24 protein-coding genes and 1 pseudogene are annotated in these 24,076 nt (G+C 71.0%); 18 read left to right on the top strand and 7 right to left on the bottom strand.

Annotation, left to right across the window (positions count from 1 at the left end):
* From CR470_RS20405 to CR470_RS20385, 5 genes are all read left to right on the top strand, one after another.
* On the top strand, positions 1 to 680 hold a 680-nt coding region (locus tag CR470_RS20405; RefSeq protein ID WP_257138853.1), incomplete at its 5' end, for a carbohydrate kinase family protein.
* A 141-nt stretch (positions 681 to 821) separates the two neighbouring features.
* A complete protein-coding gene (locus CR470_RS20400; RefSeq protein ID WP_097869010.1) occupies positions 822 to 2,963 on the top strand; it encodes a PhoH family protein in 2,142 nt (713 codons plus the stop codon).
* 12 nt (positions 2,964 to 2,975) lie between these two features.
* The gene (gene ybeY / locus CR470_RS20395) at positions 2,976 to 3,473 is read left to right on the top strand and encodes an rRNA maturation RNase YbeY (protein ID WP_003969265.1); all 498 of its coding nucleotides are present in this window, start codon (positions 2,976 to 2,978) and stop codon (positions 3,471 to 3,473) included.
* Complete coding sequence (locus CR470_RS20390; protein WP_097869009.1) at positions 3,470 to 4,768, top strand: hemolysin family protein; 1,299 nt, start codon at positions 3,470 to 3,472, stop codon at positions 4,766 to 4,768. Before ybeY ends, CR470_RS20390 begins: the two co-directional genes overlap by 4 nt.
* Positions 4,765 to 5,118, top strand: a complete 354-nt coding sequence (locus CR470_RS20385) for an MmcQ/YjbR family DNA-binding protein (RefSeq protein ID WP_097869008.1) — start codon at positions 4,765 to 4,767, stop codon at positions 5,116 to 5,118. The genes CR470_RS20390 and CR470_RS20385 overlap by 4 nt, the downstream gene beginning before the upstream one ends.
* Before the next feature lie 58 nt (positions 5,119 to 5,176).
* On the opposite strand, the gene CR470_RS20380 is transcribed toward CR470_RS20385, so the two are convergent.
* Entirely contained in the window at positions 5,177 to 6,604 is a 1,428-nt protein-coding gene (locus tag CR470_RS20380; RefSeq protein WP_097869007.1) for an MFS transporter, read from the bottom strand.
* 101 nt (positions 6,605 to 6,705) lie between these two features.
* Here CR470_RS20380 and CR470_RS20375 point away from each other — a divergent pair, with 101 nt between their 5' ends.
* The 5 genes from CR470_RS20375 (at position 6,706) to era (ending at position 11,713) form a co-directional block, all read left to right on the top strand.
* Positions 6,706 to 7,599, top strand: coding sequence for a helix-turn-helix transcriptional regulator (locus CR470_RS20375; RefSeq protein ID WP_097869006.1), 894 nt, complete (start codon positions 6,706 to 6,708; stop codon positions 7,597 to 7,599).
* Between the two features lie 76 nt (positions 7,600 to 7,675).
* Entirely contained in the window at positions 7,676 to 8,029 is a 354-nt protein-coding gene (locus CR470_RS20370; protein ID WP_007449584.1) for a cytidine deaminase, read from the top strand.
* Between the two features lie 193 nt (positions 8,030 to 8,222).
* The gene (locus CR470_RS20365) at positions 8,223 to 9,569 is read left to right on the top strand and encodes a beta-xylosidase (RefSeq protein ID WP_097869005.1); all 1,347 of its coding nucleotides are present in this window, start codon (positions 8,223 to 8,225) and stop codon (positions 9,567 to 9,569) included.
* A gap of 164 nt (positions 9,570 to 9,733) precedes the next feature.
* The gene (locus tag CR470_RS20360; RefSeq protein WP_097869004.1) at positions 9,734 to 10,678 is read left to right on the top strand and encodes a WxL protein peptidoglycan domain-containing protein; all 945 of its coding nucleotides are present in this window, start codon (positions 9,734 to 9,736) and stop codon (positions 10,676 to 10,678) included.
* Positions 10,679 to 10,738: 60 nt separating this feature from the next.
* Entirely contained in the window at positions 10,739 to 11,713 is a 975-nt protein-coding gene (gene era / locus CR470_RS20355; protein WP_179892322.1) for a GTPase Era, read from the top strand.
* A gap of 25 nt (positions 11,714 to 11,738) precedes the next feature.
* Here era and CR470_RS20350 read toward each other — a convergent pair whose 3' ends face one another.
* Entirely contained in the window at positions 11,739 to 12,005 is a 267-nt protein-coding gene (locus CR470_RS20350; RefSeq protein WP_097869003.1) for a protealysin inhibitor emfourin, read from the bottom strand.
* A gap of 58 nt (positions 12,006 to 12,063) precedes the next feature.
* Positions 12,064 to 13,140, bottom strand: coding sequence for a M4 family metallopeptidase (locus tag CR470_RS20345; protein WP_097869002.1), 1,077 nt, complete (start codon positions 13,138 to 13,140; stop codon positions 12,064 to 12,066).
* 289 nt (positions 13,141 to 13,429) lie between these two features.
* Between CR470_RS20345 and leuA the strand changes: the two genes are divergently transcribed.
* The 4 genes from leuA to CR470_RS20325 all read left to right on the top strand — a co-directional run bounded on the left by leuA (position 13,430) and on the right by CR470_RS20325 (position 17,925).
* On the top strand, positions 13,430 to 15,235 hold the full coding sequence (gene leuA, locus CR470_RS20340) for a 2-isopropylmalate synthase (RefSeq protein WP_097869001.1): 1,806 nt from the start codon (positions 13,430 to 13,432) through the stop codon (positions 15,233 to 15,235).
* A gap of 224 nt (positions 15,236 to 15,459) precedes the next feature.
* On the top strand, positions 15,460 to 16,164 hold the full coding sequence (locus CR470_RS20335; RefSeq protein ID WP_097869000.1) for a TerB family tellurite resistance protein: 705 nt from the start codon (positions 15,460 to 15,462) through the stop codon (positions 16,162 to 16,164).
* Between the two features lie 77 nt (positions 16,165 to 16,241).
* Positions 16,242 to 16,988: a DNA repair protein RecO gene (gene recO / locus CR470_RS20330; protein WP_097868999.1), complete on the top strand. Its 747-nt coding sequence runs from the start codon at positions 16,242 to 16,244 to the stop codon at positions 16,986 to 16,988.
* An 82-nt stretch (positions 16,989 to 17,070) separates the two neighbouring features.
* Complete coding sequence (locus CR470_RS20325) at positions 17,071 to 17,925, top strand: isoprenyl transferase (protein WP_097868998.1); 855 nt, start codon at positions 17,071 to 17,073, stop codon at positions 17,923 to 17,925.
* 89 nt (positions 17,926 to 18,014) lie between these two features.
* On the opposite strand, the gene CR470_RS20320 is transcribed toward CR470_RS20325, so the two are convergent.
* From CR470_RS20320 to CR470_RS20305, 4 genes are all read right to left on the bottom strand, one after another.
* Positions 18,015 to 18,449, bottom strand: coding sequence for a Fur family transcriptional regulator (locus CR470_RS20320; RefSeq protein ID WP_097868997.1), 435 nt, complete (start codon positions 18,447 to 18,449; stop codon positions 18,015 to 18,017).
* Between the two features lie 89 nt (positions 18,450 to 18,538).
* Entirely contained in the window at positions 18,539 to 19,438 is a 900-nt protein-coding gene (locus tag CR470_RS20315) for a metal ABC transporter permease (protein ID WP_097868996.1), read from the bottom strand.
* A complete protein-coding gene (locus CR470_RS20310; RefSeq protein WP_373561428.1) occupies positions 19,438 to 20,262 on the bottom strand; it encodes a metal ABC transporter ATP-binding protein in 825 nt (274 codons plus the stop codon). The genes CR470_RS20315 and CR470_RS20310 overlap by 1 nt, the downstream gene beginning before the upstream one ends.
* Positions 20,263 to 20,309: 47 nt before the next feature.
* The gene (locus CR470_RS20305; RefSeq protein WP_097868995.1) at positions 20,310 to 21,356 is read right to left on the bottom strand and encodes a metal ABC transporter solute-binding protein, Zn/Mn family; all 1,047 of its coding nucleotides are present in this window, start codon (positions 21,354 to 21,356) and stop codon (positions 20,310 to 20,312) included.
* Positions 21,357 to 21,532: 176 nt separating this feature from the next.
* Here CR470_RS20305 and CR470_RS20300 point away from each other — a divergent pair, with 176 nt between their 5' ends.
* From CR470_RS20300 to CR470_RS20285, 4 genes and pseudogenes are all read left to right on the top strand, one after another.
* Positions 21,533 to 22,915, top strand: coding sequence for a glycine--tRNA ligase (locus CR470_RS20300; protein ID WP_097868994.1), 1,383 nt, complete (start codon positions 21,533 to 21,535; stop codon positions 22,913 to 22,915).
* Between the two features lie 100 nt (positions 22,916 to 23,015).
* A complete protein-coding gene (locus CR470_RS20295; RefSeq protein ID WP_097868993.1) occupies positions 23,016 to 23,219 on the top strand; it encodes a hypothetical protein in 204 nt (67 codons plus the stop codon).
* 169 nt (positions 23,220 to 23,388) lie between these two features.
* Positions 23,389 to 23,613: a DUF6243 family protein gene (locus CR470_RS20290; protein WP_018961190.1), complete on the top strand. Its 225-nt coding sequence runs from the start codon at positions 23,389 to 23,391 to the stop codon at positions 23,611 to 23,613.
* A gap of 136 nt (positions 23,614 to 23,749) precedes the next feature.
* A pseudogene (locus CR470_RS20285) lies at positions 23,750 to 24,076 on the top strand (hypothetical protein); the annotation flags it as partial.

Genomic DNA, 24,076 nt, shown 5'->3' with positions numbered 1-24,076 from the left:
CCCCCGCCCCGGCCTTCCCGCACTGCCCGCCGCGCGCCCGCGCCGCCATCGCCTCACTCGCCCCGGGCCGGGGCGAGCCCTGGGTGGCCGCCGCCGCCCGGAACGGCGCGCTGATCTTCGCCGACGTCGGCTGGGACGAGACCGGCCGCTGGGACCTGGACGCCCTGCCCGACCTGGCGCACTGCGAGGCGTTCCTGCCCAACGCCGAGGAGGCGATGCGCTACACCCGCACCGACTGCCCGCGCGCCGCCGCCCACGCGCTCGCCGAACGCGTCCCGCTCGCCGTGGTCACCCTGGGCGCCGAGGGCGCGTACGCCGTCGACGGCCGCACCGGCGTCGCCGCGGCCGTGCCCGCCATCGAGGTGGAGGCGCTCGACCCCACCGGCGCCGGAGACGTCTTCGTCGCCGGCTTCGTCACCGGCACCCTCGCCGACTGGCCGCTCGCCGACCGGCTCGCCTTCGCCGGCCTCACCGCCGCCCTCTCGGTCCAGGAGTTCGGCGGCTCGCTCTCCGCCCCCGGCTGGGCCGAGGTCGCCGCCTGGTGGCAGCTGATCCGCACCTGCGCGGACCAGGACCCCGCCGCCCTGGAGCGCTACGCCTTCCTGGACGACCTGCTGCCCACCACGGCCCGCGCCTGGCCGCTGCGGCGCGCGGTGCCCACGATCGGCTTCCGCCAGTGAGCGGGGGCGGGTCGGGTCGCACACGCGGCCGGTAAAACCTCTCGGTGTTGTCACCGCCAGGTCGTAGGCTTGGTAATCCGGAGGTTGTCGAGCAGCGAGAACCCTGCAACGGGAGGTATGCGCAGGCCCGAGGGCCGGCCCATGACTCAGACACCCACACAGCCGCAGGCGCGTGCCCAGATCAGGATCCCGGCCGCACACCCCATGGTGATGCTCCTGGGATCGGGTGACTCGCTGTTGCGCGTGATCGAAGAGGCTTTCCCGGCGGCCGACATCCATGTCCGGGGCAACGAGATCAGTGCCACGGGCGAGGCCGCCGACGTCGCTCTCATCCAACGCCTGTTCGACGAGATGATGCTCGTGCTCCGCACCGGAGCGCCGATGACGGAGGACGCAGTGGAACGGTCGATCGCCATGCTCAGGGCGGCCGGCGGCGGGGGAGAGCCCGGGGGCGAGACGCCCGCCGAGGTGCTCACACAGAACATCCTCTCCAACCGCGGCCGCACCATCCGCCCCAAGACGCTCAACCAGAAGCGTTACGTCGACGCGATCGACCAGCACACGATCGTCTTCGGCATCGGCCCCGCCGGTACGGGCAAGACCTACCTCGCCATGGCCAAGGCCGTCCAGGCACTCCAGTCCAAGCAGGTCAGCCGGATCATCCTGACCCGGCCCGCGGTAGAGGCGGGGGAGCGGCTCGGTTTCCTGCCGGGCACCCTGTTCGACAAGATCGACCCGTATCTGCGCCCGCTCTACGACGCCCTGCACGACATGCTCGACCCCGACTCGATCCCGCGGCTGATGGCGGCGGGCACGATCGAGGTCGCGCCGCTGGCGTACATGCGGGGCCGGGCTCAGCCGGTCTTCACCAAGGTGCTGACGCCCGACGGCTGGCGTCCCATCGGGGACCTCGAAGTGGGTGACCTCGTCGTCGGCTCCAACGGCGAGCCGACACCCGTCCTCGGCGTGTACCCGCAGGGTGAGAAGGACATCTACCGCGTCAGCGCTCAGGACGGTTCGTGGACCCTGTGCTGCGGTGAGCACCTGTGGACGGTCCGGACCGCCTCCGACCGCCGCCGGGACGAGCCGTGGCGGGTCCTGGAGACCAAGGAGATGATCGGCAATCTCCGCGCGGCGCACGCGCGCCGTTACGAGTTGCCGATGCTGACCGCGCCCGTCAGCTTCCCTGAGCGCGAGGTCCCGATGGACCCGTACGCACTGGGCCTGCTGCTCGGCGACGGCTGCCTCACCGGCTCCACCACACCGTCGTTCGCCACCGCCGACCAGGAGCTGGCGGAAGCCCTGCAAGGAGCGCTCACCGGCGTCACCCTGCGGCACGAGGGCGGACCGGACTACGTGCTGAACCGCACCAAGGCGCCGGGCGATGTGGTGACACTGGAGAACCCGGTCACCGCGATCCTGCGCCAGCTGGAGCTTCTGGGAACCAGGTCGCATTCGAAGTTCGTTCCGGACGGCTATCTACACAATTCCGCCGAGGTTCGCCTCGCCGTGCTCCAAGGCCTCCTCGACGCCGACGGCGGTCCGGTCACCCAGTCGGACCGTACGTGCCGCGTCCAGTACACGACCGCGTCCATCGCTCTCCGAGACGACGTGATCGCCCTGGTCCAGTCCCTCGGCGGAGTGGCGTACATGCGCCGTCGGCCCGCGGAAGGCCGGACGCCGGGGCTCGCCAGGGGCAGGGAGGTCCACCACCGTTACGACGCCCACATCGTCGACATCCGCCTTCCCGAGGGCATCGAGCCCTTCCGCCTCGCCCGCAAGGCCGAGAAGTTCCACGCGGCCGGGGGCGGCGGACGCCCGATGCGGTTCATCGACAGCATCGAGCCGGCGGGCCGGGAAGAGGCGGTCTGTATCCAGGTGGCGGCGGAGGACTCGCTGTACGTCACTCAGGACTATCTGTTGACGCACAACACGCTCAATGACGCGTTCATCATCCTCGACGAGGCGCAGAACACCAGCGCCGAGCAGATGAAGATGTTCCTCACCCGCCTCGGCTTCGACTCCAAGATCGTCATCACCGGTGACGTCACCCAGGTCGACCTGCCGAGCGGGACCAAGAGCGGGCTGCGGCAGGTCCAGGACATCCTGGAGGGCCTGGACGACGTGCACTTCTCCCGGCTCACCTCCCAGGATGTCGTCCGGCACAAGCTCGTCGGCCGTATCGTCGACGCGTACGAGAAGTACGACAGCCGAAACGGTCAGCAGGACGGTCAGGCGGAAAGCCGCGAAGACGGCCGACGCGACCGCCGTAAAGGGAAGTAGTCGCAGCGCACCATGTCGATCGACGTCAACAACGAGTCCGGAACCGAGGTCGACGAGCAGGCGATCCTCGACATCGCCCGCTACGCACTGGCCCGGATGCGGATCCACCCGCTGTCCGAGCTCTCGGTGATCGTCGTGGACACCGACGCCATGGAGCAGCTGCACATCCAGTGGATGGACCTCCCCGGCCCGACCGATGTCATGTCCTTCCCGATGGACGAGCTGCGTCCGCCGGCCAAGGACGACGAGGAGCCCCCGCAGGGGCTCCTCGGTGACATCGTGCTCTGCCCGGAGGTCGCGAAGAAGCAGGGCGAAGAGGCCCCGACGCAGCACTCCATGGACGAGGAGCTCCAGCTCCTGACCGTCCACGGCGTGCTGCACCTGCTGGGGTACGACCACGAGGAGCCGGACGAGAAGGCCGAGATGTTCGGTCTTCAGGCCGCCATCGTGGACGGCTGGCGCGGGGAGCACGGGCTCACCGGCGCGTCCCCCGCCCCCACCGTCTCGTGAGCGCGCCCCTGATCATCGGGGCCGTGCTGCTGGTCGTGGTCGGCTGGCTGGCCGCCTGCGCGGAGGCCGGTATCGCCCGCACCTCCAGCTTCCGGGCGGACGAGGCGGTCCGGTCCGGCCGGCGCGGCAGCGCGAAGCTGGCGCAGATCGCCGCCGACCCGACCCGCTATCTCAACGTCGCCCTGCTGGTGCGGGTCGCCTGCGAGATGTCGGCCGGGGTCCTCGTCACCTACGTCTGCCTCCAGGAACTGCCCGAGACCTGGGAGGCGCTGGCGGTCGCGATGGGCGTGATGGTGCTCGTCAGCTACGTCGCCATCGGCGTCTCCCCGCGTACCATCGGCCGCCAGCACCCGCTGAACACGGCGACGGCCTCGGCGTACGTCCTGCTGCCGCTGGCCAGGATCATGGGGCCGATCCCGCAGCTGCTGATCCTCGTCGGCAACGCGCTGACCCCGGGCAAGGGGTTCCGCAAGGGCCCGTTCGCCAGTGAGGCCGAGCTGCGCGCCATGGTCGACCTCGCCGAGGCGGAGTCGCTCATCGAGGACGACGAGCGCCGCATGGTGCACTCCGTCTTCGAGCTGGGCGACACCCTGGTCCGTGAGGTGATGGTGCCGCGCACCGACCTCGTCTCCATCGAGCGCTACAAGACGATCCGCCAGGCCCTCACCCTCGCCCTGCGCTCCGGCTTCTCCCGGATCCCCGTCACCGGCGAGAACGAGGACGACGTCGTCGGGATCGTCTACCTCAAGGACCTGGTCCGCAAGACGCACATCAACCGCGAGTCCGAGGCCGACCCCGTCTCCACCGCCATGCGCCCCGCCGCCTTCGTCCCCGACACCAAGAACGCCGGGGACCTGCTGCGCGAGATGCAGCAGGACCGCAGCCATGTCGCGGTCGTCATCGACGAGTACGGCGGCACCGCGGGCATCGTCACCATCGAGGACATCCTGGAGGAGATCGTCGGCGAGATCACCGACGAGTACGACCGGGAGCTGCCGCCCGTCCAGGAGCTGGAGGACGGCTGCTACCGGGTCACCGCCCGGCTCGACATCGGGGACCTCGGCGACCTCTTCGGCCTCGACGAGTACGACGACGAGGACGTGGAGACCGTCGGCGGCCTGCTCGCCAAGGCGCTCGGCCGGGTCCCGATCGCCGGCGCGTCCGCGGCCGTCGAGCTGCCCGACGGCCGCAAGCTCCGGCTCACCGCGGAATCCCCCGCCGGCCGCCGGAACAAGATCGTCACGGTGCTCGTGGAGCCGGAGCACAAGGAACCCGAGGAGAAGGAAGCGGAATGACGCCGGAGCGGCTGCGGGCCTTCTGCCTGGAGTTCAACGCGAGCGTGGAGGAGTTCCCGTTCGGCCCGGAGATCTCCGTCTTCAAGGTGCTCGGGAAGATGTTCGCCCTCACCGCGCTGGACGGGCGGCCGCTCACCATCAACCTCAAGTGCGATCCCGACGAGGCGATCCGGCTGCGCGAGACGCACCCCGCGATCGTGCCCGGCTGGCACATGAGCAAGCGCCACTGGAACACGGTCACCGTCTCCGGCGTCCCGGACCGGCTGCTGCGCGAGATGGTCGAGGACTCCTACGACCTGGTGGTCGCCGGACTCCCGAAGGCGGAACGGCTGCGCCTGGACCGCCCGTAGAGGATGCGCGTACGAGAACGGGCCCGCTCCCCGCGTGGGGGCGGGCCCGTCCGCGCGGTCAGCCGCGCCGCAGACCCGCCGCCACCGCCGCACCCGTCGCCAGCAGGACGGCCCCCGCGACCGCCACCACCGTCCGTACGCCGTCGAACAGGGTGTCCTGCGTCGTGGCCAGCACCCCCAGCAGCGGGATGCCGACCGTGAGGCCGACCTGCTGGGTCGTGGTGACCAGACCGGTCGCCAGGCCCTGCTCCTCGTTCGGGACGCCGGACGTCACGATCAGTCCGTACGAGATGATCGCGCCCAGGTGGAACATGCTGGACAGCGACACCGCGGCCGTCGCCAGCAACGCCCCCGTGTCCGGCCCCAGGCCCAGCAGCGCGCCGATGAACAGCCCCTGCCCGAGCAGCGACAGCGCCAGGGTCCGGCGGGCGCCGATCAGGCCGATCAGCTTCGGGGCGTACATCCCCGCCACCACCGACAGCACGCCCTGCACCCCGAAGACCAGTCCGGTGGAGAACGGTGAGAGGTCCAGGACCTCCTGGAGGTACAGGGTCAGGACGAAGACGACGGTGCTCATCATCGAGAAGGTCACCAGGCCGCCCAGGTTGCCGAAGGCCACCGTCCGCCGCCGCAGCATCGGCAGCGACACCAGCGGGGCCGCCGAGCGGGACTCCACCACGACGAAGGCGGAGAGCAGGGCGACGCCCAGGACGAGGGTGACCAGCACGTCCACGCCGCCGAAGCCGCGCTCCGCCGCCGTGGACAGCGCGTAGATCAGCGCCAGCAGACCGCCGGTGACGCTCACCGCACCCGGCACGTCCAGCCGGTGCCGGTCCGTCGTGCGCGACTCGGCCAGGACCTTCGGGGCCGGCACCAGCACCACGACCGAGGCCACCGCCAGCAGGCCCATCGTGGAGCGCCAGCCCAGCGTCTCGGTCAGCACGCCGCCCGCGACCATGCCCACCGTGAAGCCGAGCGACATCAGCGTTCCGCTGATCCCGAGCGCCCGGTCGCGCAGCGGCCCCTCGGGGAACGTGGTCGTCAGCAGGGACATCCCGGTCGGCACGATGACCGCGGCGCCCAGACCCTGGAGCGCCCGTGCGGCGAGGAAGGAGGCCGGGTCCCAGGCCACGGTCGCCAGCAGGGACGAGGCACCGAAGAGGGTGAGCCCGATGAGGAACAGCCTGCGCCGCCCGTACAGATCGGCGATTCTCCCGAAGAGCAGCAGGAAGCCCCCGGACGGCAGCGCGAACGCGGTGACGGCCCACTGGAGGCCCGTGGTGCTCAGCCCGAGGTCCCTGCCGAGCACCGGCAGTGCCACGTTCAGCACGGAGAAGTCCAGCGCCACCATGAACTGGGCGGCGCACAGCACGAAGAGGACCAGCCGGGCCCGGCCGGAGAGCCGGGGCGGGCCGGCCCCGGGGAGCGCGGGGGACAGCGGGGGAGCAGGGTAAGCAGCAGAGGTGGAGGGAGATTCGATCGCCATGGGTCCCACCCTGCGGCGACCGGAATAACCGTGGGGAGCGGGAACTTATCCTGTTGCCCGCACCACCAGGCAGGCGTACGCACGGACACCAGGGGGAGTACGTGGCCACACCGGCCCAGCAGGCGACGGACGGCACGAAGGCCCACCGTCTCGCCGAACTGCGCGCGTTCCTCAGGAGCCGCCGGGCCCGTGTCACCCCGGACGAGGCGGGCCTGCCGGGCGGCGCCCGCCGCCGCACCCCGGGGCTGCGCCGCGAGGAGGTCGCCGTCCTCGCCGGGGTGGGCGTCTCCTGGTACCAGTGGCTGGAGCAGGGCCGCGACATCACCGTCTCCCCGCAGGTGCTGGACTCCGTCGCCCGGGTGCTGCGCCTGAGCAGCGCCGAGCGCCGCCATCTGTACGTGCTGGCCGGGCTGAACGCGCCCCCGCCCGAGGTCGATCCGGCCGACGCCGACATGTGCGAGGGGCTGACCCGGCTCATCGACGCCTGGATGCCCTACCCGGCCCACATCATGGACCGTTACTGGAACACCGTCCTGTACAACGACGCGTCCGCCGCCGTCCTCGGAATGCGGCCCGGGATCCGGCAGAACTGCCTGATCGCCTTCTTCACCGACCCGGTCTACCGCTCCCGCACCGCGCCGAGCTGGGACGCGCTGGCCCCCAGGGTGGTGGCCCAGTTCCGGGCGGCCTGCTCGGACTCCCCGGACGACGACGGATTCCGGGCCGTGATCGAGGAGGCGAAGGCGGCCAGCCGCCTCTTCTCCGAGCTGTGGGAGCGGCGGGACATCGCCCCCGCCGGTCAGAACCGCAAGGAGGTGGAGCATCCGCTCGTCGGCCGTCTGGTCCTGGAGTCCACCCAGCTGCGGGTGCCCGCCCGGCCGGACCTGGCGATCGTGCTGCATACCCCGCTGCCCGGCACCGGCTGCGAGGCCAGGCTCCAGTGGCTCGCCTCGCCCGAGGGGCGGCGCGGTTCGATGTATCCGGTGCCGGGGTGACCGGTCCGGGACGGCCGGACGCTCCCGGTGCCGGGGCGGCCTGTGCGGGCTCCCGTCCGCTTCGTATGCTCGTTCCATGACCGACACCACGGAGCTCGACGCCGAGGACCGCAAGATCGTCACCCTGGCGCGCAGCGCCCGTGCCCGCAACGGGGTGCCCGAGGGCGCGGCCGTACGCGACGAGACGGGACGTACGTATGTCGCGGGCACGGTGGCGCTGGAGTCGCTGAAGCTCAGCGCCCTGCAGACCGCCGTCGCCATGGCGGTGGCCAGCGGCGCCACCTCGCTGGAGGCTGCCGCGGTCGTCTCCGCCGCCGAGACGCCCTCCGACGACGACCGGGCCGCGGTGCGGGACCTCGGTGGACCGGACACCCCGGTGCTGCTGGCGGGTCCGGACGGCACCCTGCGGGTCCGGGTCACGGCGGGCTGACGGCGGGCCGCCCGGGCCGCGGGACGGCCCGCCCGAGCGGACCGCTCTCGGCAGGCCGATCTTGACACCATCTGATGGCCCATCAGTCACCGCGTTTCGTCTGCATTGACTTCTTTTTCGCCCGGGTCATCAATGGCCCCCTGCCGGTACGGAAGAGCCGCCGTACCGCTTTCCGCAGGAGGGCATCGAATTCATGCGACCGACCACGCGAAGATCCACCGAACCGCGGCGCCGCTGGGCCGCCGCCCTGGGCATCACCGCACTCGTCGTCACCGGGGGCGGACTGCTCGGAGGTCCGGCGCAGGCCGCCGCGACGGCCTCCGTCGCGGTGGACTTCCCCACCCACTGCATCCCGCCGCCCATCGCGGGCATCCCGCCCATCGACGGCACCACGACCGCGCAGATCACCGTCGACGACGCGACCCCGCAGGTCGGCGACACCGTCGCCGTGACCTACACCGTGGTCGTGCCGGCCGCCAGCAACCCGGTCGACCTGGCCCTGCCCGCCGACATCATGACGCCGACCGGGAAGGTCACCCTCGGCGGTGCGCAGAGCGGCGACGTCACCGTCGCGGGGCCGAAGAAGAACGACCCGGTCCCCGGCAAGGGCGCCTTCCCGTCGTTCTCCATGACGGGCACGTTCACCGTCACCGCGCCCGGCGCGATCACCCTGTCGCCCGGCGACTACAACATCCACACCAGCTACATCATGGAGCTGGACACCCCCTGCACGGTGACGGGCCCGCCCGCCCCCGTGTCGGAGACCGTCACCGCCACCGGCGGTGGCCAGGTCAACGAACGCGCCGTCCAGCTCTCGGCCGCCTCCGGGCAGGCGGGCGACGAGGTCACGGTCACCGGCACGAAGTTCACCCCGGGCGCGGGCATCACCGTGGCGGGCCGCGACGGCGACGCGCAGACCGGTGACACCGCCACGGCCACCGCCGACGGATCCGGGGCCTTCACCGCCCGGCTCGCCGTCAGCGACCCGGACACCACCGGCATCGTCGCCTACGAGGGCGGCGCCTGGGACGCCGAGAAGGCCGCGGGCCCACAGGCGTACACCGTCACCGGGGGCGGTGAGATCCCCGACGGCAGCCAGCAGCTCACCACGACCGTCCGGGCGGGCACGCTGTCCATGACCCAGGCCGGCGACAGCGTCCCGCTGTCCGGGGTCGACTTCGGCCGGGGCGGCGCCTCCACCGGCGACCTGCGCACGGTGACCGTCGAGGACTTCCGCGGCGGACCCGCGGGCTGGTCCCTCACCGGCAGGGTCACCGACTTCACGGGTCCGGGCGGGGCGCGGATCAGCGCCGACGCCCTCGGCTGGACCCCGTCCTGCGCCACGAAGCCCGGCAGCCCGAGCACCTGCGCGGCGGGCAGCGCCGGAACGGTCGGCACCGCCGGGGCCACCCTGGCGTCCACACCCGACGGGGCGGCCACCGGAGGGGAGTTCACCGTCGACGCGGGGCTCTCCCTGGACGTTCCGGCCTTCACCGGGGCCGGTTCCTACGCGGGAGTGCTGACCCTCACGCTCACATGAGGCCCGCCTCCCCGGAGCGTGGCCCTCGCCCTCGGACGAGGTCCCACTCCCGCCCGGGAGCGCCGGTCCTCGCCCCGCTGTGAGGTCCGCTCCTGATCCGCCGTGGGCCGGGCGCGCACCCGGCCGGCCCACTCCGCCCGGACACCTTTTGGGGGTCCCGTAGCGTGCGCAAGCTCTCCGTGCTCCTCCTGACAGCTGTCCTGCTGCTCCTCGGCACGCCCGCCGCCCACCCGGCCGACAACGGAAGCTGGTCCGTCCGGCCTGCCTCCGGCCCGTCCGGCGAACGCCCCTCCCTCTATCTCTTCGCCGCCCCGGGCACGACGCTCACCGACCGGGTCACCGTCACCAACAAGACCGCGAAGCCGCTGACCCTGCGGCTGTACGCGGCCGACGCCTACAACACCCCGCGCGACGGCGGCTTCGCGGTCCGCGACCGGAACGAGAAGCAGCGCTCCATCGGCGCCTGGGCGCGCACCGACCGGGACACCGTCACCGTGGGCCCCAAGGCCTCGGTCACCGTGCCCCTGACCATCACCGTCCCGGAGAACGCCGAGCCGGGAGACCACCCCGGCGCCCTGATCGCCCTGGACGAACGCGTCGGGGCCACCCGCCGCGGCGCCCTGGCCGTCGGGGTCCGCAGAGCCGTCGGCGCCCGGATCCTCCTGCGGGTGAACGGGCCCACCGTCCCCGCGCTCTCCGTCGAGGACATCCGGATCGAGCGGCACCGCCCGCTGGTCCCGGGCACCGGCACGAGCCGCGCCGTCATCTCGTACACCCTGCACAACCGGGGGAACGTCACCCTCACCCCCGCCGTCGCGCTGCGCGCCGAGGGCCTCTTCGGCCGGACCCTGCTGAAGCGCGGCCTGACGAAGCTGCCCGCCGAGCTGCTGCCCCGCCAGCGGGTCCGGCTGACCGAGACCTGGGACGGCGCTCCGCAGCTGGACCGGGCCGAGGTCGAACTCACCGCCACCGCGAAGGGCACCCGGGAGTCGGCGGCCGTCACGTTCCTGGCCGTGCCGTGGCTCGTCGCCGGACTGCTCGCCGTACTCGTCGCCGCCGGAACGGCCCTGTGGGCACGGACCCGCCGACGCCGTACGCGTACGGCCTGAGGCGTCCGAGACCGGTCCCGCCCGGCCCACTGTGCGGCAGCGCCGCCGGGATCGGGGAGAATGGTCGCCATGAGCGCTCGACCGAAGCAAGAATCCGCTGCCGCGCAAGCGGAGACCACCTCCCCCCACCGGGCCGGCTTCGCCTGCTTCGTGGGCCGCCCCAACGCGGGCAAGTCCACCCTCACGAACGCGCTCGTCGGTCAGAAGGTGGCGATCACCTCCAACCGCCCCCAGACCACCCGGCACACGGTGCGCGGCATCGTGCACCGTGACGACGCGCAGTTGATCCTGGTCGACACCCCCGGCCTCCACAAGCCGCGCACGCTCCTGGGCGAGCGGCTCAACGACGTCGTGCGGACCACCTGGGCCGAGGTCGACGTCATCGGCTTCTGCCTGCCCGCCGACCAGAAGCTCGGCCCCGGCGACAAGTACATCGTCAAGGAGCTCGCGGGGATCAGGAAGACCCCCAAGATCGCCATCATCACCAAGACCGACCTGGTCGAGTCGAAGGCGCTGGCCGAACAGCTCCTCGCCGTCTCCGCGCTGGCCGACGAGCTCGGCTTCGAGTGGGCCGAGATCATCCCGGTGTCGGCGGTCAAGGACCAGCAGGTGGGTCTGCTCGCCGACCTCATCGCGCCGCTGCTCCCCGAGAGCCCGCCGCTCTACCCGGAGGGCGACCTCACCGACGAGCCGGAGATGGTCATGGTCGCGGAGCTGATCCGTGAGGCGGCGCTGGAGGGCGTACGCGACGAGCTGCCGCACTCCATCGCGGTCGTCGTCGAGGAGATGCTGCCGCGCACGGACCGTCCGGCGGACAAGCCGCTGCTGGACATCCACGCCAACGTCTACATCGAGCGCCCCAGCCAGAAGGGCATCATCATCGGCCCGAAGGGCCAGCGGCTGAAGGACGTCGGCACCAAGTCCCGCAAGCACATCGAGGCCCTCCTCGGCACGCCGGTCTTCCTGGACCTGCATGTGAAGGTCGCCAAGGACTGGCAGCGCGATCCCAAGCAGCTGCGGAAGCTGGGGTTCTAGCGTTCGTACCGCACGGGTGCCGATCTCACGCGCCCTCCTTGAGGACGCGTGAGATCAGCGTGCGCTGCGCCCCGGTCAGATCGGGGTCAGCGCAGTACACGGTGCGGTCCCCGACGGTGATCTCGTACCGGAAGCCGTCCGGTACCCCCGTCGGCGGGGTGTCCCGCGCGGAGTCGAGCGCCTCCTCGGCGAGCGCATGCCACTGAGCGGCGTCCGCCCTTCCCCCGGTGTCGACCTCATGGCGGCGGGCGATGCCGGCGAAGCCGCCGGTCCGGCTGACCTGAATACGCATGGGGTCCTGTCTATCGGGGGCCGTACGAGCGCTCAACCCCGCCTCCTCGGGGCGCGGGTCACTTCCTGGTCGGAACTCCCACCTCCGACCAGGCCTTGAGGACCGCCTCCCGCTCGTCCGCCGCGCCGAAGCGGGCGCCCGCCGCCGCGACCGTCAGCCGGGCGAACTCCGCGAAGTCCGCGTTCGCCGTCAGCTCGCCGCCGGTGAGCACGTCGAACCAGATCTGCCCGGCACGCTCCCAGGAGTTGCCGCCGAGCGCGGTGGCCAGGAGGTGGAACGCGCGGTTGGGGATGCCGGAGTTGAGGTGGACCCCGCCGTTGTCCTCCTCCGTCTCGATGTAGTCCGCCATGGAGCCCGGCTGCGGGTCCTTGCCGAGGACGTCGTCGTCGTACGCCGTGCCCGGGGCCTTCATCGAGCGCAGCGCGTCCCCGCTGACCCGGGGAGCGAGCAGCCCGGCCCCGATCAGCCAGTCGGCCTGCTCCGCGCTCTGGCCCAGCGAGAACTGCTTCACCAGCGAGCCGAAGACGTCGGACACCGACTCGTTGAGCGCGCCCGACTGGCCCTCGTAGCGCAGGTTGGCGGTGTGCTGCGTCAGACCGTGGGCCAGCTCGTGGGCGATCACGTCCACCGCCACGGTGAAGTCGAGGAAGATCTCGCCGTCGCCGTCCCCGAAGACCATCTGCTCGCCGTCGAAGAACGCGTTGTTGTACTCCTCGCCGTAGTGCACGGAGCCGATCAGCGGCAGCCCCTTGCCGTCGATCGAGCTGCGCCCGTACGCCGAGAGCAGCAGCTCGAAGGTGGCGCCGAGGCCGGCGTACGCGCGGTTGACGCTGGCGTCCGAGGTGGGCTTGTCGCCCTCGCCGCGGACCTGGTGGCCGGGCAGGGTGGTGCCGTTCCGGCAGTCGTACAGGGTGCGGTGGGGCTTGCTGGGGACCGCGCCCACGCCGGGGGCGGTCGGGACGGCGGCGAGGGCCGTCGTCCGGCGGCGGTCGCGGCGGAGGCCGTCGGCCACCAGGGTGCGGCGGGCCGGATCCGCGAGCCTGGCGTCGGCGGACCGGGACAGGTGATCGAGTACGTGGGGCGGAACGATGGTGCAGAAGACGGGGTGGAGATCGCCGTCGGTTCGAAGGTGCATGACACGACTGTGGCATTCCGTCACGGCGCTGTCACTGGTTGCGACGATGATTGACGAAATGGAGTGATGAGTCACCGTTTACCCGCCATCGATGCCCGGTCCCGCATACTGATACGGACCGACACCACGGGCCACACTCGGTTACGCTCATCGCATCATGCGTTTCGGGCTGCTTCTCCTTAGCTGCCGCGGCGAGGGCCTGTAGTCGTAGGCCGACCCCCTCCCCGCGGAGTCTGGTGCTGCAGCGACACAGTCGGCCGACCCCCGCTGGACCGAGGAGCCCTACGCCATGACCACCGTGAATCCCGCCGGTAATCCCGTGAATCCCGCCCGTGATTCCGTCGGCCGCCCCACCCCGATCACCAACGCGACGCAGCTCCAGAAGCCGTCCGGGATGCCGGTCCACAAGTACCGCGGCTACGAGGCCGTGGACATCGCCGACCGCACCTGGCCCGACAGTCGGATCACCGTCGCGCCCCGCTGGCTGTCCACCGATCTGCGCGACGGCAACCAGGCACTGATCGACCCGATGTCCCCGGCGCGCAAGCGCGAGATGTTCGACCTGCTGGTCGCGATGGGCTACAAGGAGATCGAGGTCGGCTTCCCGTCCTCCGGCGAGACCGACTTCAACTTCGTCCGCTCCATCATCGAAGAGGGCGCGATCCCCGAGGACGTGACGATCTCCGTCCTGACCCAGGCCCGCGAGGAGCTGATCGAGCGCACCGTGGAGTCGCTGGTCGGCGCGCACCGGGCCACCGTCCACCTGTACAACGCCACCGCCCCCACCTTCCGCCGCGTCGTCTTCCGCGGCTCGCGCGAGGAGGTCAAGCAGATCGCGGTGGACGGCACCCGGCTGGTCATGGAGTACGCCGAGAAGATCCTGGGCCCGGAGACGGTCTTCGGCTACCAGTACAGCCCGGAGATCTTCACCGACACCGAGCTGGACTTCGCCCTGGAGGTCTGCGAGGCCGTCTGCGACGTCTGGCAGCCGGAGGAGGGCCGCGAGATCATCCTCAACCTGCCCGCCACCGTGGAGCGTTCGACGCCCTCCACCCACGCGGACCGCTTCGAGTGGATGTCCCGCAACCTGACCCGTCGCGAGTTCGTCTGCCTCTCCGTCCACCCGCACAACGACCGGGGCACCGCCGTCGCCGCCGCCGAGCTGGCCATCATGGCCGGGGCCGACCGCATCGAGGGCTGCCTGTTCGGCCAGGGCGAGCGCACCGGCAACGTCGACCTGGTCACCCTGGGCATGAACCTCTTCTCCCAGGGCGTCGACCCGCAGATCGACTTCTCGCAGATCGACGAGATCCGCCGCACCAGCGAATACTGCAACCAGATGGAGATCCACCCGCGCCACCCCTACGCGGGCGATCTGGTCTACACCGCCTTCTCCGGCTCCCACCAGGACGCCATCAAGAAGGGCTTCGACGCCATGGAGCGTGACGCCGCCGCCCAGGGGAAGACGGTCGACGACATCGAGTGGGCCGTGCCGTACCTGCCGATCGACCCGAAGGACGTCGGCCGTTCCTACGAGGCCGTCATCCGGGTCAACTCGCAGTCCGGCAAGGGCGGTATCGCCTACGTCCTGAAGAACGACCACAAGCTGGACCTGCCGCGCCGGATGCAGATCGAGTTCTCCCGGATCATTCAGGCCAAGACCGACGCCGAGGGCGGCGAGGTCACCCCGGCCCAGATCTGGACCACCTTCCAGGACGAGTACCTGCCGAACGCGGAGAACACCGCGGCTCGATGGGGCCGCGTCCAGCTCCGCTCCGGCCAGACCACCACCGACACCGACGGCCGGGACACCCTGACCGTCGAGGCCACCGTCGACGGCACGGACACCGTGCTGAGCGGCACGGGCAACGGCCCGATCTCCGCGTTCTTCGAAGCGCTGCAGGCCATCGGCATCGACGCCCGGCTGCTGGACTACACCGAGCACACGATGAGCGAGGGCGCCAGCGCCCAGGCCGCCTCGTACATCGAGTGCGCGATCGACGGCAAGGTCCTGTGGGGCATCGGCATCGACGCCAACACCACCCGCGCCTCGCTCAAGGCGGTCGTCTCCGCCGTCAACCGCGCGGCCCGCTGACCCGTCCGGCCCCTCCCGGGCCCTCGCGTACCCCTCCTCGTACGGACGTCCGGTTCGACCCCGTACGACGGCAATGACGAACCCCGACCGCCCGCTCCGGGTGGTCGGGGTTCGGCCATATCCGGGGGTTGTGACGTCCCAGAGGCTGACGCCGCGTCTCACGTGTGGCTAACATCACGTCCAACACACGGCAAGGTTGCCGGAGCGTTACGGAGGTGTGCGACGTGCGGTCAGCCAAAGGACAACGCGCTCTGAGGCCGGTCCTCTGCGGTGTTCGCACCATCTGGGACGCCGTCGGCGACGGCGCCTTCTTCTGCCCCGGCTGCGGGGGAGACCGCAACTACCGCCGGCTCACCGGCCGCCGCCGCCTCACCTTCCTCGGCGTCCCACTGGTCGGCAGGGGCGAGACCGAGCCCGTCGTCGAGTGCGCCGCCTGTCTCACCCACTACGCCCCCGAGGCGCTGGACCGCCCCACCACGACCCGGTTCTCCGCGATGCTCCGCGAGGCCGTCCACACCGTCACCCTGGCCGTCCTCGCCGCCGGGGGCACCACCTCCCGCACCGTCCTGGAGGCCGCCGTCGCCACCGTGCGCGACGCCGGGCTCGACGACTGCACCCAGGAGCAGCTGTTCACCGTCGTCGAGGTGCTGGCCGCCGACACCGGGCGGGGCTCCGGTTCCGACCCGGCCGCCGAGGCCTGCGGCCCGACCCTCGCCATCGAGCTGCACGAGGTGCTGGCCCCGCTCGCCCCGCACCTGGCCGCCGCCGGCCGCGAGTCCGTCCTCCTCCAGGGGGCCAGGATCGCGCTGGCCGACGGGCCCTACCGCACCGCCGAGCGCCAGGTCCTGACCACGGTCGGCAGCGCCCTCCAGCTCCCCGCCGAGGACACCGTCCGCCTGCTGGCGGCAGCCGCCCGCACACCCTCGTAACGGCGCTCGCCCGTCCGCGTACGCCCGTAACCGCCCACGGCCCCCGCCACGGGCCCCGGGTGGGCGACAATGGGCCCATGAGCTTGTTCCGGGACGACGGCATCGTGCTGCGTACGCAGAAACTGGGCGAGGCCGACCGGATCATCACGATCCTGACCCGCGGCCACGGCCGGGTGCGGGCCGTCGCCCGCGGGGTGCGCCGCACCAAATCCAAGTTCGGCGCCCGCCTGGAGCCCTTCTCCCACGTCGACGTGCAGTTCTTCGCGCGCGGCAGCGAGCTGGTCGGCCGCGGGCTGCCCCTCTGCACCCAGAGCGAGACGATCGCCCCCTACGGCGGCGGGATCGTCGCCGACTACGCCCGCTACACGGCGGGCACCGCGATGCTGGAGACCGCCGAGCGGTTCACCGACCACGAGGGCGAACCGGCCGTCCAGCAGTATCTGCTGCTCGTCGGCGGCCTGCGCACCCTCGCCCGGGGCGAGCACGCCCCCCATCTGATCCTGGACGCGTTCCTGCTGCGCTCGCTCGCGGTCAACGGATACGCGCCCAGCTTCGAGGACTGCGCCAAGTGCGGAATGCCGGGTCCGAACCGGTTCTTCTCCGTCGCGGCGGGGGGCGTCATATGCGGTGACTGCCGGGTGGCCGGCAGCGTCGTACCCTCGGCACAGGCCCTGGCCCTGCTGAGCGCGCTGCTCAGCGGCGACTGGGCGACGGCGGACGCGTGCGAGGCGCGTCATGTCAGGGAGGGGAGCGGGCTGGTGTCCGCCTATCTGCACTGGCATCTGGAGCGCGGACTGCGCTCGCTGCGGTACGTCGAGAAGTGACGCGGTACGTGGAGAAGTGACGCGGTGCGTCGGGCAGACGGCGCGGCGCGTGGAGAAGTGACACAGGGAGACTGAGAAGCTCATGGCAGTACGCGGGATCCTCGGCGGCCGTAACCGGCGCACGTACAAGACCCCCGAGCCGCACCCCACGGGCGCGACGCCTCCGAAGATCCCCGGCGAGCTGGTGCCCCAGCACGTCGCCGTCGTGATGGACGGCAACGGCCGCTGGGCCAAGGAGCGGGGTCTGCCCCGCACCGAGGGCCACAAGGTCGGTGAGGGCGTCGTCATGGACGTTCTCAAGGGCTGTATCGAGATGGGCGTCAAGAACCTCTCGCTCTACGCCTTCTCCACGGAGAACTGGAAGCGCTCGCCGGACGAGGTGAAGTTCCTGATGAACTTCAACCGCGACGTGATCCGCCGCCGCCGCGACGAGATGGACGAGCTCGGCATCCGCATCCGCTGGGTGGGCCGTATGCCCAAGCTGTGGAAGTCCGTCGTCCAGGAGCTCCAGGTCGCCCAGGAGCAGACCAAGGACAACGACAGGATGACGCTGTACTTCTGCGTCAACTACGGCGGCCGCGCCGAGATCGCGGACGCCGCGCAGCGCATCGCCCAGGACGTGGCGGCCGGGAAGCTGGACCCGTCCAAGGTCAACGAGAAGACCTTCGCGAAGTACACGTACTACCCGGACATGCCGGACGTGGACCTCTTCGTGCGCCCCAGCGGCGAGCAGCGCACCTCGAACTACCTGATCTGGCAGAGCGCGTACGCGGAGATGGTCTTCCAGGACGTTCTCTGGCCGGATTTCGACCGCCGGGACCTGTGGCGGGCCTGCCTGGAGTACGCCCAGCGCGACCGCCGCTTCGGCGGGGCGGAAGCGGTGGAGGCGGCCAAGGCCGCAAAGGCGGCGGAGGCCGCGGAGGCCGCCAAGAAGTGACGCGAAGCGGTGCGAAGTGACGTGAAAGAGGCGTGAAAGAGGCGGGCCCGGGACGTTGTACGCGTCCCGGGCCCGCCCCTTCCCGTTCGTTACGCCTTGCTCGCGGCGCACTCCGCGCACGTGCCGAAGACCTCGACGGTGTGCGCGACGTTCACATAGCCGTGCTGGGCGGCGATCATCTCGGCCCACTGCTCCACGGCCGGCCCCTCGACCTCCACCGCTTTGCCGCAGAGCCGGCACACCAGGTGGTGGTGGTGATCACCGGTCGAGCACCGCCGGTAGACGGCCTCGCCATCGCTGGTCCGCAGGACGTCGACCTCACCCGCGTCGGCGAGGGACTGCAGGGTCCGGTAGACCGTGGTCAGGCCCACGGAGTCGCCGCGGTGCTTGAGGACGTCGTGCAGCTCCTGGGCGCTGCGGAACTCGTCGACCTCGTCGAGCGCCGCCGCCACCGCCGTCCGCTGCCGGGTGGACCGGCCGCGTACCGGCGCTGCGTTCGTGCCACTGATCGGCGCCGTGGCCACAGCTGCCTCCTCGTGTCGCCCGTACATGTGTCGGGCCATTGTGCCAGCCCGGCCGGCCGCCGCCGGCGAACACGTGGGGTGCGACGCCGTCACACGCGTACGTCGTCCCTGTCCCGGCGGACGCCCGGTACCTCCAGGGTGCACTCGGCCCCCTTCGCCTCGCTCGCCCGTGCCCGGCGTCGCGCGAGCGGGGCGGCGAGCACGGTCAGCGCGACGAACACCGCGATGGCCAGCAGCACGATCGTCGCGCCGGGCGGAACGTCCTGGTAGTACGAGGTCACGGTGCCGGTGAGGGTCACGGCCGTGCCGATCACCACGGCCAGCACGAAGGTGACCTTGAAGGACTTGGTGATCTGCTGCGCCGCCGCCACCGGGACCACCATCAGCGCACTGACCAGCAGCAGGCCGACGACCCGCATCGCGACGGTCACGGTCACGGCGGCGGTCACCGCGATCAGCAGGTTCAGCACCCGCACCGGCAGTCCGGACACCCGGGCGAACTCCTCGTCCTGGCTGACCGCGAACAGCTGCCTCCGCAGCCCCACCGTGACCAGCACCACGAAGGCCGCCAGCACACAGATCGCGATGACGTCCGACTCGGAGACCGTGGCCAGCGAGCCGAAGAGGTACGACGTCAGGTTGGCGTTGGAGCCCGTGTCGGACAGGTTGATCAGCATGACACCGCCCGCCATGCCGCCGTAGAACAGCATCGCCAGGGCGAGGTCGCCGCGCGTGTGTCCGTACCAGCGGATCAGCTCCATCACGACCGCACCGGCCACCGCGACGGCCGTGGCCATCCAGACCGGGTTGGTGGAGAGCAGGAAGCCGAGGCCGACGCCGGTCATCGCGATGTGCCCGATGCCGTCGCCCATCAGGGCCTGCCGCCGCTGCACCAGGTAGATACCGATGGCGGGCGCGGTGATGCCGACCAGCACGGCCGCGATGAGCGCCCGCTGCATGAAGGGAGGGTTCAGGAATTCCAGCATCATCAGGTCAGCAGTCCCGTCCGTACGGGCTCGGCGGCCGCGTGGGGGTGTACGTGGTCGTGGCCGGGCAGGGCGTGCTGGCCGAGCGCCTCGGGCGGCGGCCCGTCGTGCGTCACGCAGCCGTCGCGCAGGACGACGGCCCGGTCGATCAGGGGCTCCAGCGGGCCCAGCTCGTGCAGCACCAGCAGCACGGAGGTGCCGAGCGCCACCTGCTTGCGCAGGGTCGAGGCGAGGATCTCCTGGCTGGCCAGGTCGACCCCGGCCATCGGCTCGTCCATGATCAGCAGCTCCGGCTCGGCGGCCAGGGCGCGGGCGATCAGCACCCGCTGGTGCTGTCCGCCCGAGAGCGCGCTCACGGAGTCCTTCGCGCGGTCGGCCAGGCCCACCAGCTCGATGGCACGGTCCACGGCCGCCCGGTCCGCCTTCCCGGGCCACCGCAGCCCCGTACGGGACAGCCGGCCGGAGGCGACGACCTCGCGGATCGTGGCGGGCACGCCGCCCGCGGCCGTGGTGCGCTGCGGGACGTAGCCGATCCGGCCCCACCGGCGGAAGCGGCGCAGCTCGGTGCCGAACAGCTCGACGGTGCCGCCGGTCAGCGGGACCTGCCCGATGGCGGACCGTACGGCGGTGGACTTGCCGGAACCGTTGGCGCCGAGCAGCGCGACGACCTCGCCGCGGTGCACGGTCAGGTCCACCCCGCGCAGCACGGGGCGTGCGCCGAGGGTGGCCGTGGCGCCGCGCAGGGCGATCACGGGCGCATGGCCGGTGGCCTCGGGCTCGCGGGTGATGGCCACGGGCTCGCGGTTGGTGCTCGCACGCTCCGGCATGAGCGCCTCCGATCCAGGGGTGATGCGGGTCCACGGGGTGGTACGGGTCACTTCGCGCCGAGTGCCTTCCGCAGCGCGGCGAGGTTGGACTCCATGACCTCGATGTAGTCAGCGCCCTGGGACTTGTCCGTGATTCCCTCCAGCGGGTCCAGGACTCCGGTCTTCAGGCCGGTGTCCTTCGCGAGGGTCTTCGCCGTCTTGTCACTGGCGAGCGTCTCGAAGAAGACCGTGGTGGCCTTCTCCTTCTCCGCGATGGTGTGGATCTCCTGGATCCGGGCGGGGCTCGGCTCGGCCTCGGGGTCGATGCCCGCGATGCCCTGCTGGGTGAGCCCGTAGCGCTCGGCGAGGTAGCCGAAGGCGGAGTGCGTGGTGATGAACGTCTTGGTGGAGGTGTTCTTCAGCCCGGTCTCGTACGCCGTGTTCAGCTCGCCCAGCTGGGAGACGAGGGCGTCGGTGTTCTTCTTGTAGTCGGCGGCGTGGTCGGGGTCGGCCTTCTCCAGCGACTTGCCGACGCCCTTGGCGACCTCGGCGTACTTCACCGGGTCCAGCCAGATGTGCGGGTCGGCGCCGCCCTCCTCGCCGTGGTTGTGGCCGTCGCCCTCGGAGTGCTCCTCGTGGGCCTCCTCCTTGTGGGCCTCTTCCTCGTGGCCGTGCTCGTCCGCGTGCTCGTCCGCGTGCTCTTCTTCCCCGTGCTCGTGGCCGCTGACCTCGGAGCCGTGGTTCTCCAGCGTGGTGAGGGTCGCGGCGTCGACGGTGTTCTTCACACCGGACTGCGCGATCGCGTCGTCCACGGCGGGCTGGATGCCCTTGAGGTACAGCACGTAGTCGGACTCGCTGATGGAGCCGATCTGGCGCGGGTTGAGCTCCAGGTCGTGCGGCTCGACGCCCGGCTTGGTGAGGCTGGTGACCGCGACGTGCTCGCCGCCGATCTCCTCGGCCAGGAACTGCATCGGGTAGAACGACGCCGTCACCTTCAGCTTGCCGCCGTCGCCTCCGTCCGCTGCGTCGGAGGTGGAGCAGGCGGAGAGAGCGGTCAGGCCGAGGGCGACTGCTCCGGCGACGGCGGTGGTGGGTATGAGGCGGCGTACGTTCATGACAGTCATTTTCAACTAAAGTGGAAACGATTGTCAACAAGGCTGATGAGATGCCCGGAAGGTCACATAGGGGCGCCGCGAAGATCCTTCACGTCCCACCGATTTGATCCCAGGGGTGCGCCCGCCGGTAATCTGAAGCATTCGCCGTTCGTCACCGTCGTAATGAAGAGAGCACCGTGGCCGCCGACAAGATCGACACCATCGTCAGCCTGAGCAAGCGCCGTGGCTTCGTCTACCCCTGCAGTGAGATCTACGGTGGTCAGCGGGCCGCCTGGGACTACGGGCCGCTGGGCGTCGAGATGAAGGAGAACCTGAAGCGTCAGTGGTGGCGCTACATGGTCACCGCGCGCGAGGACGTGGTCGGTCTCGACTCGTCGGTCATCCTGGCCTCGGACGTCTGGGTCGCCTCGGGCCACGTCGCCACCTTCTCGGACCCGCTCACCGAGTGCACCTCCTGTCACAAGCGCTACCGCGCCGACCACCTGGAGGAGGCGTACGAGGAGAAGCACGGCAAGCCGCCGGTCAACGGCCTCGCCGACCTCAACTGCCCCAACTGCGGCAACAAGGGCACCTTCACCGAGCCCAAGCAGTTCTCGGGTCTGCTCTCCACCCACCTCGGCCCGACCCAGGACTCCGGCTCGGTCGCCTACCTGCGCCCCGAGACCGCCCAGGGCATCTTCACCAACTTCGGCCAGGTGCAGCAGACGTCGCGCAAGAAGCCGCCGTTCGGCATCGCGCAGATGGGCAAGTCCTTCCGGAACGAGATCACTCCGGGCAACTTCATCTTCCGGACCCGTGAGTTCGAGCAGATGGAGATGGAGTTCTTCGTCAAGCCGGGCGAGGACGAGGAGTGGCAGCAGTACTGGATGGACCAGCGCTGGAACTGGTACACGGGTCTCGGCATGCGCGAGGAGAACATGCGCTGGTTCGAGCACCCGAAGGAGAAGCTCTCCCACTACTCCAAGCGCACCGCCGACATCGAGTACCGCTTCCGCTTCGGCGGCAGCGAGTGGGGCGAGCTGGAGGGCGTCGCCAACCGCACCGACTACGACCTCAAGGCGCACTCCGAGGCGTCGGGCACCGACCTGTCGTACTTCGACCAGGAGGCCGGCGAGCGCTGGACGCCGTACGTCATCGAGCCCGCGGCCGGTGTCGGCCGCGCGATGCTGGCGTTCCTCCTGGACGCCTATGTCGAGGACGAGGCGCCCAACGCCAAGGGCGTCATGGAGAAGCGCACCGTGATGCGTCTCGACCCGCGCCTGGCCCCGGTCAAGGTCGCGGTCCTGCCGCTGTCGCGCAACCCGCAGCTCTCGCCGAAGGCCAAGGGCCTGGCGACCGACCTGCGCAAGAACTGGAACATCGAGTTCGACGACGCCGGCGCCATCGGCCGCCGCTACCGCCGTCAGGACGAGATCGGCACCCCGTTCTGCGTCACCGTCGACTTCGACACCCTCGACGACAACGCGGTGACCGTGCGCGAGCGCGACACCATGAAGCAGGAGCGCGTCTCCCTGGACCAGATCCAGGCGTACCTCGGCTCGCGTCTGCTCGGCTGCTGACACCCGCACACGTGCGTGAGGCCCCCGGTTCCGGGTACGGGACCGGGGGCTTCGTCGTACAGTCCACCGGAGCCCCCGCCGCCGTTCCGGGAGGTACGCGATGCCGTCCAGCACCACCAGCAAGGTCAGCAGATGGGACCAGCACGGCCGTGAACACGTCGTGCAGGTACGGAAGTCGGGCATGACGCGTCAGTTGACCTGCTCCACCTGCGCGTGGCGGCGCCCGGCGCAGTTCCTGCCCTGGCTGAAGGCAGAGGAGCATCTGGCCGAGGCCCACCAGGCGACGGTCGACCCGACGGCCTGAAAACCCGGTGCGGGGCGCTTCGGGAGCGGGGTACGGTTTCCGCATGTCTTCGTTCTTCCAGATCTACGAGTGAGAGCGCGGCGGGTCGCGAGCACCCGCCGCCCACCGGATCGATCTCGATCACCCGATCACTTCCTTCCTCACTTCTCACCACGAATGGGAGAACGCCGTGGCCAAGAGCCGCAACAACCTCCTCGGCGTCGGCGGACAGCGCAAGAAGCTGTCCCGCGCCGAACAGCAGGGCGCGGGTTCCGCGCGAGGCGCCGACCGCAAGGCCGCCGAGGACAAGAAGCAGGAGCTGGTGCGCAAGATGCGCGAGCGCGCCGAGGCGCAGGCCGCCGCCACCGCTGCCGCCGAGCCGGGCGAGCAGGACGCGTCGCCCGCACAGAGCTGACACTCAAGCGCTCCCCGAGCGATAGTTGAGCGGTACCCAGTGGGTCCCGCGTCCCGTACGACCGTGGGCCCGGATCATCCGTGATCCGGGCCCACGCGCGTATCCCGTCCGCGCCACTTCGGCATCGGGTGACACGGTGAAGCTGAGCAGGTGGGTCGCGGCACACATGACCGGGGGGCGGGAAGTGGCCACGGACGGGGAGAGCCGGCGGACGTACGCACCGAGCAGGCAGGAAGTCCTGGCGGCGGTGGAGACGTTGGCGCGTCCTGCGCCCCCGGACGTGGTCGCCGACGCCGTCGACGCGGCACGGGGGCGCTCGCGGGCCCGATGCCCCGAGCAGGTGGAGGTGGTGCTCGGCCTGCTTCGGGAGCTGAAGGAGTCAGGAAAGGTCAAGGGCCTCGACCCCCTGTGGCGCCGCCCTGCGGACCCACTGCGCCACCACCCCACCACCCCACCCCACCCC

It is taken from the genome of Streptomyces sp. rh34 (genome assembly GCF_002551245.1).
Classification (GTDB): Bacteria; Actinomycetota; Actinomycetes; order Streptomycetales; family Streptomycetaceae; genus Streptomyces.
Note: the sequence above shows the minus strand (reverse complement) of the source record. Positions and strands in the feature narration are given on the sequence as shown.

Bases quoted from the DNA above. Each gene is read 5' to 3' on its own strand.
- CR470_RS20400 (WP_097869010.1), top strand. From the start codon at position 822: ATGACTCAGACACCCACACAGCCGCAGGCGCGTGCCCAGATCAGGATC.
- CR470_RS20345 (WP_097869002.1), bottom strand. From the start codon at position 13,140: ATGCACCTTCGAACCGACGGCGATCTCCACCCCGTCTTCTGCACCATC.
- leuA (WP_097869001.1), top strand. From the start codon at position 13,430: ATGACCACCGTGAATCCCGCCGGTAATCCCGTGAATCCCGCCCGTGAT.
- CR470_RS20370 (WP_007449584.1), top strand. From the start codon at position 7,676: ATGACCGACACCACGGAGCTCGACGCCGAGGACCGCAAGATCGTCACC.
- CR470_RS20310 (WP_373561428.1), bottom strand. From the start codon at position 20,262: ATGCCGGAGCGTGCGAGCACCAACCGCGAGCCCGTGGCCATCACCCGC.
- CR470_RS20315 (WP_097868996.1), bottom strand. From the start codon at position 19,438: ATGATGCTGGAATTCCTGAACCCTCCCTTCATGCAGCGGGCGCTCATC.
- CR470_RS20365 (WP_097869005.1), top strand. From the start codon at position 8,223: ATGCGACCGACCACGCGAAGATCCACCGAACCGCGGCGCCGCTGGGCC.
- CR470_RS20325 (WP_097868998.1), top strand. From the start codon at position 17,071: ATGGCAGTACGCGGGATCCTCGGCGGCCGTAACCGGCGCACGTACAAG.
- CR470_RS20385 (WP_097869008.1), top strand. From the start codon at position 4,765: ATGACGCCGGAGCGGCTGCGGGCCTTCTGCCTGGAGTTCAACGCGAGC.
- era (WP_179892322.1), top strand. From the start codon at position 10,739: ATGGTCGCCATGAGCGCTCGACCGAAGCAAGAATCCGCTGCCGCGCAA.
- CR470_RS20380 (WP_097869007.1), bottom strand. From the start codon at position 6,604: ATGGCGATCGAATCTCCCTCCACCTCTGCTGCTTACCCTGCTCCCCCG.
- recO (WP_097868999.1), top strand. From the start codon at position 16,242: ATGAGCTTGTTCCGGGACGACGGCATCGTGCTGCGTACGCAGAAACTG.
- CR470_RS20350 (WP_097869003.1), bottom strand. From the start codon at position 12,005: ATGCGTATTCAGGTCAGCCGGACCGGCGGCTTCGCCGGCATCGCCCGC.
- CR470_RS20295 (WP_097868993.1), top strand. From the start codon at position 23,016: ATGCCGTCCAGCACCACCAGCAAGGTCAGCAGATGGGACCAGCACGGC.
- CR470_RS20305 (WP_097868995.1), bottom strand. From the start codon at position 21,356: ATGAACGTACGCCGCCTCATACCCACCACCGCCGTCGCCGGAGCAGTC.
- ybeY (WP_003969265.1), top strand. From the start codon at position 2,976: ATGTCGATCGACGTCAACAACGAGTCCGGAACCGAGGTCGACGAGCAG.